Annotated in this window: 10 protein-coding genes, 1 rRNA gene and 3 pseudogenes; 6 read left to right on the plus strand and 8 right to left on the minus strand. The window is 38.2% G+C overall.

Features of this window, described 5'->3' with window-relative positions; all coding sequences use genetic code 11:
- Positions 1-61: 61 nt before the first annotated feature.
- Positions 62-176, plus strand: a 5S ribosomal RNA gene (gene rrf / locus B9T28_RS12435).
- Positions 177-416: 240 nt separating this feature from the next.
- Here rrf and B9T28_RS12440 read toward each other — a convergent pair.
- The 3 pseudogenes from B9T28_RS12440 to tssA all read right to left on the minus strand — a co-directional run.
- Positions 417-764, minus strand: a pseudogene (locus B9T28_RS12440) (M15 family metallopeptidase); the annotation flags it as partial.
- A pseudogene (tssK, locus tag B9T28_RS12445) lies at positions 719-1345 on the minus strand (type VI secretion system baseplate subunit TssK); the annotation flags it as partial. The pseudogenes tssK and B9T28_RS12440, both read right to left, overlap by 46 nt.
- Before the next feature lie 6 nt (positions 1346-1351).
- Positions 1352-2059: pseudogene (tssA, locus tag B9T28_RS12450) on the minus strand (type VI secretion system protein TssA); the annotation flags it as partial.
- 78 nt (positions 2060-2137) lie between these two features.
- On the opposite strand from tssA, the gene B9T28_RS12455 reads away from it, so the two are divergent.
- Genes B9T28_RS12455 through B9T28_RS12475 form a run of 5 tightly spaced genes read left to right on the plus strand, consistent with a single transcriptional unit; the run spans position 2138 to position 8822 of the window.
- On the plus strand, positions 2138-2860 hold the full coding sequence (locus B9T28_RS12455) for a hypothetical protein (RefSeq protein ID WP_086204314.1): 723 nt from the start codon (positions 2138-2140) through the stop codon (positions 2858-2860).
- A 40-nt stretch (positions 2861-2900) separates the two neighbouring features.
- Positions 2901-6749, plus strand: a complete 3849-nt coding sequence (tssM, locus tag B9T28_RS12460) for a type VI secretion system membrane subunit TssM (RefSeq protein ID WP_086204315.1) — start codon at positions 2901-2903, stop codon at positions 6747-6749.
- Between the two features lie 34 nt (positions 6750-6783).
- Positions 6784-7743 (plus strand): type VI secretion system-associated protein TagF, encoded by a 960-nt coding sequence (gene tagF, locus B9T28_RS12465; protein ID WP_086204316.1) that lies wholly within the window; start codon positions 6784-6786, stop codon positions 7741-7743.
- Positions 7743-8516: an OmpA family protein gene (locus tag B9T28_RS12470; protein WP_086204317.1), complete on the plus strand. Its 774-nt coding sequence runs from the start codon at positions 7743-7745 to the stop codon at positions 8514-8516. Before tagF ends, B9T28_RS12470 begins: the two co-directional genes overlap by 1 nt.
- Positions 8517-8555: 39 nt before the next feature.
- Positions 8556-8822, plus strand: a complete 267-nt coding sequence (locus B9T28_RS12475; protein WP_086204318.1) for a PAAR domain-containing protein — start codon at positions 8556-8558, stop codon at positions 8820-8822.
- A gap of 546 nt (positions 8823-9368) precedes the next feature.
- On the opposite strand, the gene B9T28_RS12480 is transcribed toward B9T28_RS12475, so the two are convergent.
- From B9T28_RS12480 to ribF, 5 genes are all read right to left on the minus strand, one after another.
- Positions 9369-9911, minus strand: a complete 543-nt coding sequence (locus B9T28_RS12480) for an NADPH-dependent FMN reductase (protein WP_086204319.1) — start codon at positions 9909-9911, stop codon at positions 9369-9371.
- A 135-nt stretch (positions 9912-10046) separates the two neighbouring features.
- Positions 10047-10529, minus strand: a complete 483-nt coding sequence (locus tag B9T28_RS12485; RefSeq protein WP_086204320.1) for an FKBP-type peptidyl-prolyl cis-trans isomerase — start codon at positions 10527-10529, stop codon at positions 10047-10049.
- The gene (gene lspA, locus B9T28_RS12490; protein ID WP_086204321.1) at positions 10522-11055 is read right to left on the minus strand and encodes a signal peptidase II; all 534 of its coding nucleotides are present in this window, start codon (positions 11053-11055) and stop codon (positions 10522-10524) included. The genes B9T28_RS12485 and lspA overlap by 8 nt, the downstream gene beginning before the upstream one ends.
- On the minus strand, positions 11048-13891 hold the full coding sequence (ileS, locus tag B9T28_RS12495) for an isoleucine--tRNA ligase (protein WP_086204322.1): 2844 nt from the start codon (positions 13889-13891) through the stop codon (positions 11048-11050). The genes lspA and ileS overlap by 8 nt, the downstream gene beginning before the upstream one ends.
- 61 nt (positions 13892-13952) lie before the next feature.
- Positions 13953-14954, minus strand: a complete 1002-nt coding sequence (ribF, locus tag B9T28_RS12500; RefSeq protein WP_086204323.1) for a riboflavin biosynthesis protein RibF — start codon at positions 14952-14954, stop codon at positions 13953-13955.
- Positions 14955-15147: the final 193 nt, after the last annotated feature.

The raw sequence follows: 15147 nt of genomic DNA on the forward strand, positions 1-15147 counted from the left end.
AACTCATTTGACGAAAGCTAGGCATTCAATAAGACCTTGGCGAGTAAGCATAAACAGTTGTGCTGGCGACAATAGCAAGAGTGAACCACCTGATCCCTTCCCGAACTCAGAAGTGAAACCTCTTAGCGCTGATGGTAGTGTGGGGTTACCCATGTGAGAGTAAGTCATCGCCAGCTCATTAATTCTAAAAACACCCCAACTTAACAGTTGGGGTGTTTTTTTATGGGAAATATGTACGGAAGTTGGGAATAAGAAAAGGTGATGAATATGAGGATGGAAATGGGATTCTTTAGGGTAACTTCTCCACTTCCTAATGCGCAAAATGATGATGGCTTTTTAAGTTGGAAAACTTATTGTTTTCTAGAGGTTAAAATATAACAATTCTAGCACCACAATAGATAATAATTGCACAGTAATCACTTAATATTATTGGCCATAAGTTGTTCTTGGCCTTGAGCCTCAGCAATAAGCTGATCAGCGGACTCTTTATTTTTTCTTAAACCAGGTATTCGAAATTCGGTATGCCCATAATCATGAATTTTTATCCAACGCCCACCCCATGTTAAACCGACAGATTCCGCAACTTCACCATAGAGTTTATAACCTTGCCATGCCCATGGATCTCGTTCTGAAATAACAACTTTTCCATTACGCTTAAATGCAACATCGGCAGCGAGACCAAATTGATGATAACTTTGATAGGCTTTTGCTAAAGTGGTTGCAGTATTGCCAGATAAGCGTGTTTGGCGTTCAGGACTCCGATAGGCGGAATGAATTTATAATCCAGTTCAAAACTGCCTGAGCTTTGTCGTTTAATTTTTCCGATGGGTAAATATAAAAAACCATCTAAATCATGATTTGGATCAGAGTTGATGTCTAATAATTTAAATGCAGCACGTCGTCTCAACTGAGTAATCTCAGCAGGGGAGGCATCTGTAAAAAGATCATGCGTTTCATTGAGATAAGAATGATATCGACTGGGCTGCCGTGCATCCTCATCAGCCACATTTTTTTTGTTGGCTTGTAAAATGGGTAAGGCCAAATAGATCTGTATTTCTCCACGTAAATGGAGATCATCAAGTTGTACCGGTTCTGGCAGTAAGTCACGAGAAGGTGCTGTATAGATTTCACCATCTTGCCAGATCATTTCGATGCATTCTAAAGCGAGGACATGGGTACTCAGTTGTGTTTCATCAAAACGGATTTTTTCTACGCCATAAGAAAATGGAATAGTGGCACGAATAGTTTGACTTAAACGCTGTTCGTGATAGGTATCTTGAAGTTGAAAGTGTTGAGGTCTTAAAAATAAGCCTTCACCCCAAAGAATTTTTTCTGCATTAAACATCAATAATTACCATCCGTTAGATTCATTACTATTTTGTTGTACACCTAATAATTCCTGAACAGACTCTAAAGGATTTTCATTTTGAATAACTTGACCTAACCACTCGTGTAATGGCATTTGGTTCCATTTAATCGTTTTTTGCAGCATATAACTGACGGGACTATGCGGTTCATTTGCTTGAAAATAATCAGCAATTTCTTGTAAAACATTCATCGCTTGTTCACGATTTTGCAAGTGACTTTGCGGTTGGGGTTGGAATGAGTGCTGGCTTTGAGTATTCATTAAGGATGTCAATGGTTGAGCAACTAACGGAATATTTTGCTCAGTTTCTGGTTGAATGTTGCTGCCAAACGTTTCTGCTTTATATATTTTCTTTAAAGCTTTTTGAATATTTTCTAATTGAGAGTCGATGTTTGCAAAACTCGGTGCTTCGAGTTCCATCAGTAAATCAAGAACCTGTTTTAGGGTATTCCAATGGTTTAGTATTTCATTAAAATGTTGATAATTTTGATATTGAAAACTCTTTGAAGTATTAAATAAGGCTTGTTCGAACTGCTCCATTTGTAGCGAGCTATTAATTTCATCAGCTCCATCGTGATTTTTGAGGCGATTATTTTGTTGGTATAAAAAATTTTCGTAATCTAATAATGAGTAATAAGGTTGAATATTGAGTAATGGAACCTGTTTAATTAAATTTGGTAATTGATGGGTTAGGGCAAGGTGCTTTTCTAATGCCTCAAGTAATAAAGAATAATGATGAAACATGTTATGCATTATTAGGGGCAGCATAAAATGCTGAAGATGATGATTGGAACCTTGCTGAGCATTTTTATTATTGTCTCGGCAAACTTACTACATATCTGGGATGAAGCGACGAACTCTGAAAAAATTAAAGAATATTTATTCGAACTGGGCATGATTCCGCAACATATTCATATTGAATATCATTACTGGGGGCAAGAAACCGCCTATTGGGAATGGCTAGGTTTGGTTAAGCAAGTACAGATGCAAGTTGCTGAAGTTTCCTTGATGCTCTGTGTTGATTCTGAAATTGATCAGGATGTCTTGGATGAAAAAAACTGGATGACTGAACACTATATTCCCGCTGAATTTATTAGTAGTTGTTTATTGGCTGCACCAGATGTTCACGTTCAAGCTTTACAAGCTATAAAATCATTGCGTATTGCACTCAATACCAAGCATATATTCGACGGGTTAGATGCATTAAAGCTGCAAGAGTTGGCTCAATATGAAGCTGAAAAACCCTTTGTGCTGATTTTAGATCACCCAGCAGATATAAAAGTACTTAAAAAGATAGAGCACAATTTTTCTCAATCATCGATAGAAGCACATCATTATTTATTTAGTCAGTTAGGGCTAGGACATACTCAACATTTAGCCAAAATTTTTGGATTTATGCTAGGAATGAATTTTCCAGAAGATATGTTTGCTATGGTCTTTACCGCTGATTATGCTCAAACACAAGTTTTCATTGGCGCAGAGTTTTCCGAGTGATGATGAGTTTACAGATTTTAAAAAATAAGAAGAGACGCTAATGTACACAATTTTAGGTTATTTATGGCAGTACGTGACCAATCCAAAGGCAATTATTGCACTATCATTATGTGTTGCACTGGTGTCATCGTATAACGTTATTCCACGACAATACTTTTGGGCACTCGTTGCCGTATATGTTTTGGGCATAATCATTTATGCTATTTATTGGTTTATTCAACGTAAGCGTCATGCACAACAAGGTGAAGAGCTGGTTGAGGCAATAACCAAAGATACTGAAGCCGAATATGGTAAACAAAAAGATAAAGACGAATTACAGCTGATTAACCAGCAGATGAAGGATTCAATTCAACTCATTCGTAAATCAAAACTGGGAGATAAGAAGGGTAGTGCAGCACTCTACGAATTACCTTGGTATATGGTCATTGGTAATCCTGCAGCGGGTAAAAGCTCAGCCATTTATAATTCAGGCTTGAAATTTCCGTTTGAAGAAACCCATCAAAAAATGGTTTCAGCGGGTTTAAGTGGGACGCGTAACTGTGATTGGTTTTTTTCAACAGAAGGTGTGTTATTAGACACGGCAGGACGGTATTCGGTTTATAGCGAAGATCATTCCGAATGGTTAGGGTTTTTAAACTTACTCAAAAAAAATCGCTCGAAAGCACCGATTAATGGCTTAATTGTGATTGTTAGTATTGCGGAGCTAGTGAGTCAAAGCCCTGAAAAATCATTGAAATTGGCAAAAAATTTACGTGCGCGAATTCAAGATTTAACAGAGCGCTTAGAGATTTTTTCACCAGTTTATTTAGTGTTTTCAAAAATGGACTTAATTGCTGGTTTTACTGAGTTTTTTGAATGTTATGATGACCAAGAATTTGATCAAGTTTGGGGGGCAACCATTCCCTACGATCAAGACTCCTCACAAAATGCCACAGCGCTTTTTGAACAACATTACAATATTTTATATGATGGCTTAAAAGGTGTAAGCACAACTCATTTGAGTCGCCGTCATGCCAAAAATATTTCTCCCAGTGTGATGACATTCCCACTCGAATTTAAAACCTTAAAGCCAGCACTTAAAACCTTTATTGGAACTTTATTTGAGGAAAACCCATATCAATTTAAACCAGTTTTCCGTGGATTTTACTTTACCAGTGCTGTGCAAGAAGGTGTAATTGAAAGTCCGATGACTGAGCAAATTGCGGATGAATTCCATCTTGTAAAAATTCCAAATAGTGAACATGGTATTCCGCAACATTCAGTATCTCAGGATCATGGTTATTTTTTAAAAGGGCTATTTTCAGACGTTATTTTAAAAGATAAAAATCTGGTCAAACAGCATATTAATCCTGCGAAAAAACGTCAGCATTATTTAGCCTTTATTGCGACATTACTAGGTGTTTCAATTATTTTGGGGCTATGGGTGTGGTCATATCGTAATAATCAACAACTGATTGCAGATGTACAGGCAGATTTAAATAAAGTAGTACAAATGGACCAAGCATCTGGTCAGGAATTATCGACTCAACTGGATGCATTGTTAATTTTGCAACAGCGTTTGGAACAACTGGATGATTTTGATCAACATCGTCCATTAAAATTTAGTTTTGGTTTATATCACGGCAATGAATTACGCGATAAGTTAAAAAGAGAATATTTAAATGGGGTTAAACAAGTTGTTTTGGCACCGACTCAGCAAAATATTGCGCAATATTTACAGCGTGTGAAAAATAATCAGGATGTATTAAAACAAAATCATATTAATGTTGAAGTTAAACAAACTGCTTCAAATCAAGTTGCAACCGAACCTCTAGATAGCAATCCTCAAGATGCCTATAACGCCTTGAAAGCTTATTTAATGCTGAGTAATCCACAGTATATGGATGCCAGCCATTTGAGTGATCAGGTGACACGTTTTTGGCGTTCATGGCTAGATGCTAATCGTGGACAAATGCCACGTGGGGAAATGATTCAAAAAGGTGAAAAAATATTATCTTATTCAATGACACTGGCAAATGACAAAACATTTCCGGTACTTGAGTCCGATGCACAAATGGTTGATCAGATGCGCCAAGTTTTACTTTCAGTGATTCGTGGTATGCCAGCGCGTGACCGTGTTTATAATGAAATTAAAATGCGTGCTGCTGTGCGTTTCCCTGCGGTGACGGTCGCACAAATAGTTGGGGAAGCTAACCGAACAACAGTATTGGGTGGTTATGCATTACCGGGAGTTTTTTCACAAAAAGCTTGGGATGATTATATTGCTAACGCGATTGATGAAGCTGCAAATAAACCAACAGATACCAAAGACTGGGTCTTGAATAGCTCACAATCTGATGATTTAACGTTTAGTGGTAGCCCAGATCAGATTCGGAAGCAACTGACACAGCTGTATAAACAAGAATACATTGTGGAATGGAAAAAGTTCTTAAATGGAGTGCACTATGCGAAAGGTACGGATTTTGCTCAACAAGCAAAAGTTATCGAAGTATTAGGTGAACCACAAAATTCACCAATTCGAACTTTATTGGATCGAGTAGCAAAAGAAACCAGTTGGGATAATCCTGTTGTTCAAGCTGAGTTGGCAGCACCTCAAACGGGGTTTATGGCTTGGTTTAAACAAAAAGTTTTAGGTCAAGGTAAGGCCGATGCAGCACAAAAGGCTGCAACACAGGCACAAGGTCCAATTTCGCAAGAGTTCCAAGTTTTCTATCAATTGGTACGTAAGCGCGATGATCAGCAAAACAAATCTTTATTAGATGAATACTTGCAGAATTTATCGCAAGTCCGAAGTAAGTTTAATGATTTGAAGAGTGCTGGGGATATTGGTCCAAGTGCTCTAGCTTTAGCCAAGCAAACCATTAATGAACAAACATCAGTATTTAATACGACGCAGAAAATGGTCGATGAAAAGTTAACTGTTGGCTTAAATGAACTTGATCAGCAAACCATCCAGAAACTTTTAGTGAGTCCTCTCACACAGTCTTTTGAGAGCCTCATTACACCAGCTCAAGATGAAATCAATAAACTTTGGATGATGCAGGCTTATCAACCGTTTAACCAAACTTTAGGCCAAAAATATCCATTTAACTCGTCGGCTACGATTCAAGCCACAAGTAATGAAATTGGACAAATTTTAGGTGAAAGTGGCAGTGTCGCCCGTTTCGTTAAAGAAAATCTTGACCCATTGATTATTCGCCGTGGTTATACCCTGACCTCAAAAACGTGGAAAGATTTGGGTGTTAGTTTGAATCCACAGTTTGTAATGAATTTCCAAAATTATGTTGCGCCAGCCAATGGCGTTGCAACAGGTGATTTGAATCAACCTTCATCGGCTCCCGTGGCAGCCAATCAATCCAATTTCCAATTTTACCCATTACCAAATCCACAATTACTCTCCTATACGATTGATATTGATGGGCAGCGTATGGTCTTTGAAAATGGCATACAACAATGGGTGAATTTTATTTGGCCAAATACCGGTTCAATTCCAGGCGCTCGTATCACAGTGGTCGATTTAGAAGGGCAAACGCATACCATTTTTGATGAACCTGGTGAATATGGAATTAACCGTTTGATTGATTCTGCACAGCGTAAACCTGCAAATGGAAATTTTGAAATGACTTGGTTGAGTAAACAAAATCCTGCTTTAGCTGTTAAAGTCAATTTCCGTCTGATTAGCGGAAATAGTGGCGGTTCAGTGGGTTCATCTCGAGGTTATTCTGGGTTGCAATTGGTTGATAAAATAACCACCAATAAAGCGGCTCGCGTGGTTGCTGCACAACAAGCGCCTACACTTCAAAATACACCAGCTGTACCTGTTCAATCATCATTGACGGTGGCTACGACGAGTAATACTGCAAATAATGTCGCTAAGGTTGCACCATGATGAAAGTAATTGATTCTGTGCAAAGGAGAGCTATATGCAATTATTAAAGACGACACCGTTATATTATGGGAAAAGCCCTGCATGGGGTGATTTTCTAAAAACCAAAGGTCAGTATGCCTTGATTCAAGTGATTGATCAGTGGATTACTGAAGCTTTGGATCATGCCATGCGTCAAACTAAGTTTAATGATGCCTATCGGACCTTACCATCACTTGATTTTTTTATTGCCAATCCGAAAGAGCATATGTTTTTGGTGGCAAACTTAATCACCAGTGAAGATAGTTCTGGCCGACAGTTTCCGATGGTCTTAAGCCATTTGTTAGAGGTAGATTCACCATTACAGAATCTACTCTATGCGCCTTATACCTATAAGATGGTTTTGATTGATTTATTACAAAAAAATCGGGTAATCCGAAGTATTCGAGAACCAGATATTTTACTCGATAAGTTAAGTAAAATGAGTAATGAAATACAGGTTCTAAGTGCATCTCGTAGTCAGGGATTTTTTGAAAATCACACGATGCATTCATTTGCTCAACTTTTAAAAATGAGTAGCTATGAGCTCGCACAGAGCATGATTGGCTTGGGCTTGTTATTACAACCGATTATTCAACATGGTACCAGTAAGCTCAATAAAGTTCTGATTTTACCGATTAATAATCCCAATTATTGTTATGAAATAGCTGCATTTTGGGTCAGCTTAATCGGGCGTTTTTTATCGAAACATAATACAGAAGCGTTGATTGGTATCTTGCATACAGATACCCCAGTTTTACTGTTTGGATTCCAAGGTGCAGATATTCTAGCCTTGAGTGATATTTTTACACAGAGTATGGATAATGAACATTGGGTCTCTTTGACTCAGGCACAATGGATTGATAAATACTTAGAGCAAAATGCAGGTCTAGCAGCATTTGAACAGGCATTATGCGAAAGGCAATTGAGCTTGAAGCAAGGTATAAAATTGTTCCGACAGACTTTTATAGAAGAATAATGATGAAAAAAAGACAGAAAAAATTTACCAATTTTCAGTTAGTCGCTTTATTGATTGGAATAGGTTTCAGTACTTTTAGTTTTGCCGAGCCTATTGTGGTGGAGGGGGTTGTACCCAATGATGCCAGTAAACAAGCTATTTTAGCCAAGTTACGTTCAGTTTATGGTAACGATCAAGTGGTTGATAAAATCCAGATTCGTTCTGTTGCGGCACCAAATGGATGGAGTGAATCAGTCACTCGAGTAATTACCCCTGATTTAAAAAAAGTGACACAAGGGAAACTTTCAGTTCGTGGAACTCAGGTCGATTTAATCGGTAAAATGGGGAATCAAAATGATATCCAGCCTACAACAGCATTTTTTCAAACTTTAGTACAATCACCGTATCAATTTAATTCACAATTATCCGTGAATGCGGCTGAACAAGCTGTGGTAGATAATGCTTTAAAGAATCGAATTATTGAGTTTGCATCAGGCAATGCCATTTTATTACCTGCGGGTACTCAAATTTTAGATGAAATGGTGATTGCCTTAAATAAAGTCCAAGGCAAAAATGTAAAAGTTATTGGACATACTGATAGTCAGGGTAATCCAGAAAAAAATATTAAACTCAGCCAAGAACGTGCAGAAGCTGTGAAAAAATATTTGATTGCGAAAGGTATTATCGCTACACGTTTAAGCACAGCAGGGATGGGGGCAAGTAAACCAGTCGCTGATAATGCAACTGAAGAAGGACGTAAGAAAAACCGACGTATTGAATTTGAAGTTTTATAAATGTTCAATCCAATTTACTAAAAGAAGAAGGATTAAATTATGGCAACTCCATATATAACAATTGGGTGTGCTACGACTGGTGGCGGCAAAGTGATTTCGGCAAATCAAACATTTTTGATAGATAATAAGGCAATTGCTTGTGTTGGTGATAAGGCAACTTGTCCTAAGCACCAATGTATTTCTACGATTATTACGGGGAATAATCATATGCTTGTGATGGGTAAATCTGCGGCACAGCATAATTCGCCCTTATCATGTGGTTGTAAATGTATTGCGAATCAGGTTTTAACGATTGGGCAAAATTAAGTTTAAAGAAAAAAATTGTGGGAAAATATTCTGACATAGACCTCAACTATCTTAATAACAACAGATAGGAAGTGATCATGAAATATTTAATGATTCTAGTGATTTAAAAAAATGATCCAAATGAAAAGAAGTGTATTGAGCCGAATAAAGCTTGAATGAATAAAAGGATATATAGCATTGTAATTGATGCAAGTTATCTAAACTGAGGAAAAAGGTTTTTGTATTTTAACTCTTAAAGAGACAGATACAGTTTCTGACGATCATGGTGAATTTTATCTTCCTCAAAAATATTTTTTTGGGAAAAAGTCGAAAAATTTTTTAAGTAAATTCTAAGATCATGAAAAAAGCCCCGACATCCTGTCGAGGCTTTTTTTATATTCATTACCTGAGGTATAACTCCTGTCGTACCTTGCGTCCTGCATATCACTTATCATTATTGTTTTATGTTAAGAAACATCCTGTTCCTTGATAATTTAATCATAATAAATTTTCTAACTCGTAGATATACGTTAATGTCAGCATGCCTTGTACGCTTAAGCGTACATGTTAGGCATTAGCATATTGAATGAGTTTATGAATCACCGATTGAATGGCTTTGTTATCAAATTCATTTCCTTCAAAGGTATAGTCTTTAGTACGACTAAAAATATCTCGTATTTCAATGACCGCATTTGAATCAATCATGCCAATAAATGTACAGACTTGCTTAAGTTGGTCTATAGAGCGTGAACCGTTGGTTCCACCATAGCTGACAAATGCAGCGGGTTTGCCTTGCCACTCTTTATAAATATAATCTAGGGCATTTTTGAGTACAGGGCTATAGCCGTGATTATATTCAGGTGTAACAAAAATAAAAGCATCGCCTAAGGTAATTTTATCAGCCCAATCTTGTTGTTTGGGTTGATCATAAATTCCAGTTGCAGGAGAGTTTTTCCCTGCAAAAAAAGGTAAATCCCAGACTTTTAAATCGATAATTTCGACATCTACGGTGCTAAATCCAAGTTGTTTTATTTGTTTATAGAGCCAATCGGCAATTTTGATGGCGACTCGTCCTTCACGGATACTTCCAACAATGATGTATATTTTCACTTTTTAAACCTTTATATTTAAAGTTATGTGTTTAAGTTAATATGAATATTATGGATAAAATATGATGGATTTGTATCTGCACATGGCATAAAAATAGCTCCCGTAGGAGCTATTTTAGAGTATGAATACAGATGGTTATAGGAACTTAACGCCTTGTTGACCAGCAGGTGTTACTTTGAAAATTTCAACTTCAAAAGTAATGTTTTTACCCGCTAATGGATGGTTAAAGTCCACTTCAGTAATATCATCATTAATCGATTTAACCACACCAAATAAGCTAGATTTGGCTTTATCTTCAAATTCAATCATATGACCAACAATTGGACGCTGCTCAAATTTAATGGTGTCGAATTTTTGAATATTTTCAGCATTCCAAGGGCCAAAAGCATCTTCGGGAGGAAGACTTACAGTACGACGATCGCCTGCGCGTAAACCAAAAAGTGCTTTTTCAAAGCCAGGCAGTAAACTACCATCACCCATCACAAGGCTAACAGGTTCTTCACGGCTGCGAGTATTATCAATCTCGACACCATTTTCAATGGCGACAGAGAAATGTAAGTCTACTTTTGAACCTTCCGCAACGCGGGTTTCATCATTGGGATTTATAATTTCAGTCATTTTGCGCTTCCGCACTTTGAATACGTTTCTTTTCTAAAAAGAAGGTATCAATTAACAATAAAATGGTACCAAGTGTAATCGCACTATCCGCAATATTAAATGCAGGGAAGTGGTGGTTTTGGTAAAACACATGAATAAAATCGACGACATAACCTAAAGTAACACGATCAATTAAGTTACCTACAGCACCACCTAAAATTAGTGCAATTGCAGCAGGTAAAATCAACATGTTCTTTGGCATACGCATCAGCCAAAAAATAAAAATGATAGATACTATACCTGCTAAACCGGTAAATAAATAATGTTGCCAGCCGCCAGCATCAGATAAGAAACTAAAGGCCGCACCATAGTTATGCAGTAATGTCCAATTTAAAAAGGGCATTACTGGTACTGGGTCTGCATAAGTCAGATGGGTACTTGCAATCCATTTGGTCCATTGATCCAACACAATGGCAAGGACTGAAAGTCCAAGCCAAATAAGGTTGTGTGGATAGAAGTGGAATAAGCCCTTTTGAGTTTTAGGCATATTTTCTCTCTTCACCTTGGCCTGTAGGAAGGTTGATAATACAACGTGCACATAAGCCTGAGTGTGCAGCGTGTGTATTTACATCTGGAAGAACATGCCAACAACGCGCACATTTCTCACCTTCCGCAGCAGATACTTTAACGCGTAAGCCTTCAAGATCAGTTACTTCACCTTGCGCAGCATCAAATGCATGAACAACAACAGTTGAGGTAATCAGGACAAAACGTAGTTCATTTTCAAGTTGGTCAAGTACAGTTTTAAGCTCTGAATTGGCCCAAAGTTCAACTTTGGCAGACAGGTTTGAACCAATCAATTTAGCATTACGTGCAGTTTCAATTTGCTTATTGACTGCAGATTTCACCGCAATCATGGTTTGCCAATCTGCTTCTGAAATTAAGTTTGCTGTAGATGCTACAGGAATGTCATACCATTCTGTGGTAAATACATATTTCTCGGTCTGGCCCGGAATTAACGGCCAAGCCTCTTGTGCAGTAAAGGTCAATATTGGAGCCATCCAACGCACAAAAGCTTGTACCAAGTGATACAACGCTGTTTGTGCAGAATGACGTGCTTGAGAATCTGCTTTAGTGGTGTACTGACGATCTTTAATAATGTCTAAGTAGAAACCACCTAAATCATTAATACAGAAGTTAGTCAACGACGTAGTGACGATATGGAAGTTCATATCTTCATAGGCCTGTTGAATGGTTTTCTGTACTTCTGAAGCACGCTGTAAAATGTATTGATCTAAAGCAATCATTTGATCGATAGGAAGTGCATCTGTCGATGGTTGGAAACCATTTAAATTTGCGAGTAAGAAACGTAAAGTATTACGAATACGACGGTAACCATCAGATGCACGGTTAAAGATTTCTTTACCCGCGGTCATTTCATAACGGTAATCAGCAGATGCAATCCAGAAACGTAAGCCATCTGCACCCATATCTTTAATGATATCTTGAGGTGCAATGATATTACCCAATGATTTAGACATCTTACGGCCTTTCTCATCGACCACGAAACCATGCGTAAGTAGGCCTTTATATGGCGCACGTTTATTGATGGCAATTGAGGTTAATAACGACGATTGGAACCAACCACGGTGTTGATCAGAACCTTCAAGGTAAAGATCAGCAGGATCAGTGAGCTCTTCACGTTGACGAAGCACTGCGTGATGCGTTGTACCTGAGTCAAACCAAACGTCAAGCGTGTCACGAATCGCATTATACTGTTCAGCATCAGCACCAATGAAATCTTTGGCTTCACGGTTGAACCAACCATCAATACCTTCTTGTTCGATCAGTTTAGCCACTTCTTCGATCAATTCAGGCGTACGAGGGTGTAATTCATTGGTGTCTTTATGTACGAAGAATGGAATTGGCACACCCCAAGTACGTTGACGTGAAATACACCAGTCTGGACGACCTTCGATCATTGATGCAATACGGTTTTTACCCCAATCTGGGACAAAACTGATGTCATGTTCAATGGCATTTAAAGCATCTTGGCGTAAACCTTTTTCATCCATGCTAATGAACCATTGTGGGGTCGCACGGAAGATAATTGGTGTTTTATGACGCCAGCAATGTGGATAGCTATGACGAATGGGGATATGTGCCCAAAGTTTATTTGTTTCGCTTAAAGCTGTAATAATCTGTGGATTGGCTTTATAGATGTGTTCACCGGCAAAAATGGGTGCAGTGGGTAAATACACCCCATTACCACCGACTGGATTGTCGACTTTTAAGTTATACAGTAAGCCAACTTTATAATCGTCTACACCATGCCCAGGTGCTGTATGTACAGCACCAGTACCACTGGTTGCAATCACATGCTCACCTAAAATGATAGGCACTTGACGCTCAGCCAGAAGAGGATGTTGTAATTGAATATTTTCAAGTGTTGTACCGACAAAATCAGCCAAAACTTTCGGACTTTCTAATTGATAGCGTTCACATGCAGAAGCTACTAAATCTTTGGCTAAGATTAAGTTCTGAGCACCACGTTCAGTTTGCACTTCTACCAATTGGTATTCAATTTCAGCATGTAGAGCAACAGCTTGGTTCGCAGGTAGTGTCCAAGGCGTCGTTGTCCAAATCACAATGTCAGTAGGATTGGTCACTTCAATCGCTAAGCGTGAGGATAAATCATGTAAATCGACAATGCCAAAACCAACATCAATCGCATCTGATTTTTTATCTTCATATTCAACTTCTGCTTCAGCTAATGCTGAACCACAGTCCATACACCAGTTCACTGGTTTTAGACCCGGTTGAATATAACCTTGTTTTTGGATTTCGCCCAATGAACGTACGATGTCGGCTTCTTGTTTGAAATTCATCGTTAAGTAAGGGTTGTCCCAATCACCAAACACACCCATACGCACAAAATCTTTTTTCTGTAATTCGATTTGTGTATAAGCGTATTCACGGCAAGCTTTACGGAAAGTTGATGCGTCAACTTTTACGCCAACTTTACCGACTTTCTCTTCAACTTTCAGCTCGATCGGTAAACCGTGACAGTCCCAACCTGGTACGTATGGCGCATCAAAACCATCCATCACACGGCTTTTAATAATAATGTCTTTAAGAACTTTATTAACTGCGTGGCCTAAATGGATTTGACCATTGGCATATGGAGGGCCATCGTGAAGCACATATTTTTTCTTGCCAATACGCGACGCACGAATCTGCTGATAAATGTTGTCGGCATACCACTCCTCTAACCATTTTGCTTCACGTACTGCGAGATTTGCTTTCATTGCAAATTCAGTACCTGGGAGGTTTAGCGTGGCTTTGTAATCCACTGCATTTTCAGGAGTTTGCTTATCGCTCATGCAAGTTTTCATCCAATATTATCAGCACGATTGCTGACGCGTTTTACAATAAAAATATGAGTTAAAAAGGAAATTTGGGCGTGTTTTTACGAAACTCAAGTAGTTTCACAACATCATCATCAATTCCAGTTTGAAGTGCCTCTAGCGAAGGGTAATTCTTTTCACCATGCAAATAGTGTAAGAATGTGACTCGCATTAACAGACCATACAGATTAGCAGAAACATCAGGAAAATGAACTTCTAATCTCCATTCTGGATGTTCTTGTTTAATCGCAGGACGTGTTCCAACATGACCCGCACCAAATAAGCTATCTGTTTGATAACCAGCGACACCCAATTGAGTAGCATTATCTTGTTTAACTTTTGCTGTGAGTGAAGTCGTTTCGCAGACAACTTCGGTTGCATAAATACCATTTAAACAGGGTTTATGGCGACCTAAACGAACATTAATGGTGGGGAAATTTAAGGTACGACCAATTTGATCGCCATATTGTACTCGACCAATCATGCTATAGGGGCGACCCAATAGTTTTGCTGCCAGTTGTAAATCACCGGCTTGTAAGACTTGGCGAATCCGAGTCGAGCTGACCCGTTCAGCATCAAATTCTACGGTATTTAAGTTGGTGACTTGAAAACCATATTGTTTTAGAAATTGACTATTGCCTTGACGGTCTTTGCCAAAGTGAAAGTCATCGCCTAGGACTAAGCTTTGGGTATTGAGTTTATTTTTGAGAATATTGGCAAAGCTCTCAGCACTTAAGCTGCGGAATTCATTATTAAATTTTGCAATCGCAATATAGTCCACACCCAATTCAGTCAAATATTCAACTTTTTCTCTGAGCGAGCTAATGCGTGGTGGGGCAGCATATCCTTTAAAAAATTCCAAAGGCTGTGGTTCAAAAATCATGACTAAAGTTTTTAAGTCTTGCGCTGCAGCAAGTTCTTTTAACTGCGAAATCATGGCTTGGTGCCCCAAATGGACACCATCAAAATTGCCAATTGTCACCGCAGTTTTTGGCAATTGTAAGTTTTTCGCTAAAGCATTTAGACGTAACAGCTTCATGATTTCAAAATAAGCTTAAAATTTGAAAGGATATATTGCCATAATCTCACAATTTCGTCTTGTTGTTGTGTTTTTACCCAAAAAAATTCTATCAATAAATTCACATATAAATAATATTGATTCATTTTATAAATATAAATCAATTTTACTTATTAGTGTGGCATTCTATAATGCGTTTATCTGCTTTTATGAG

Origin of the sequence: Acinetobacter silvestris, from assembly GCF_002135235.1 — a bacterium.
Taxonomy (GTDB): domain Bacteria; phylum Pseudomonadota; class Gammaproteobacteria; order Pseudomonadales; family Moraxellaceae; genus Acinetobacter; species Acinetobacter silvestris.

Coding starts and splice junctions, on each gene's coding strand:
- B9T28_RS12485 (WP_086204320.1), bottom strand. CDS start 10,529: ATGACTGAAATTATAAATCCCAATGATGAAACCCGCGTTGCGGAAGGT.
- lspA (WP_086204321.1), bottom strand. CDS start 11,055: ATGCCTAAAACTCAAAAGGGCTTATTCCACTTCTATCCACACAACCTT.
- tssM (WP_086204315.1), top strand. CDS start 2,901: ATGTACACAATTTTAGGTTATTTATGGCAGTACGTGACCAATCCAAAG.
- ileS (WP_086204322.1), bottom strand. CDS start 13,891: ATGAGCGATAAGCAAACTCCTGAAAATGCAGTGGATTACAAAGCCACG.
- B9T28_RS12475 (WP_086204318.1), top strand. CDS start 8,556: ATGGCAACTCCATATATAACAATTGGGTGTGCTACGACTGGTGGCGGC.
- B9T28_RS12455 (WP_086204314.1), top strand. CDS start 2,138: ATGCTGAAGATGATGATTGGAACCTTGCTGAGCATTTTTATTATTGTC.
- tagF (WP_086204316.1), top strand. CDS start 6,784: ATGCAATTATTAAAGACGACACCGTTATATTATGGGAAAAGCCCTGCA.
- ribF (WP_086204323.1), bottom strand. CDS start 14,954: ATGAAGCTGTTACGTCTAAATGCTTTAGCGAAAAACTTACAATTGCCA.
- B9T28_RS12470 (WP_086204317.1), top strand. CDS start 7,743: ATGATGAAAAAAAGACAGAAAAAATTTACCAATTTTCAGTTAGTCGCT.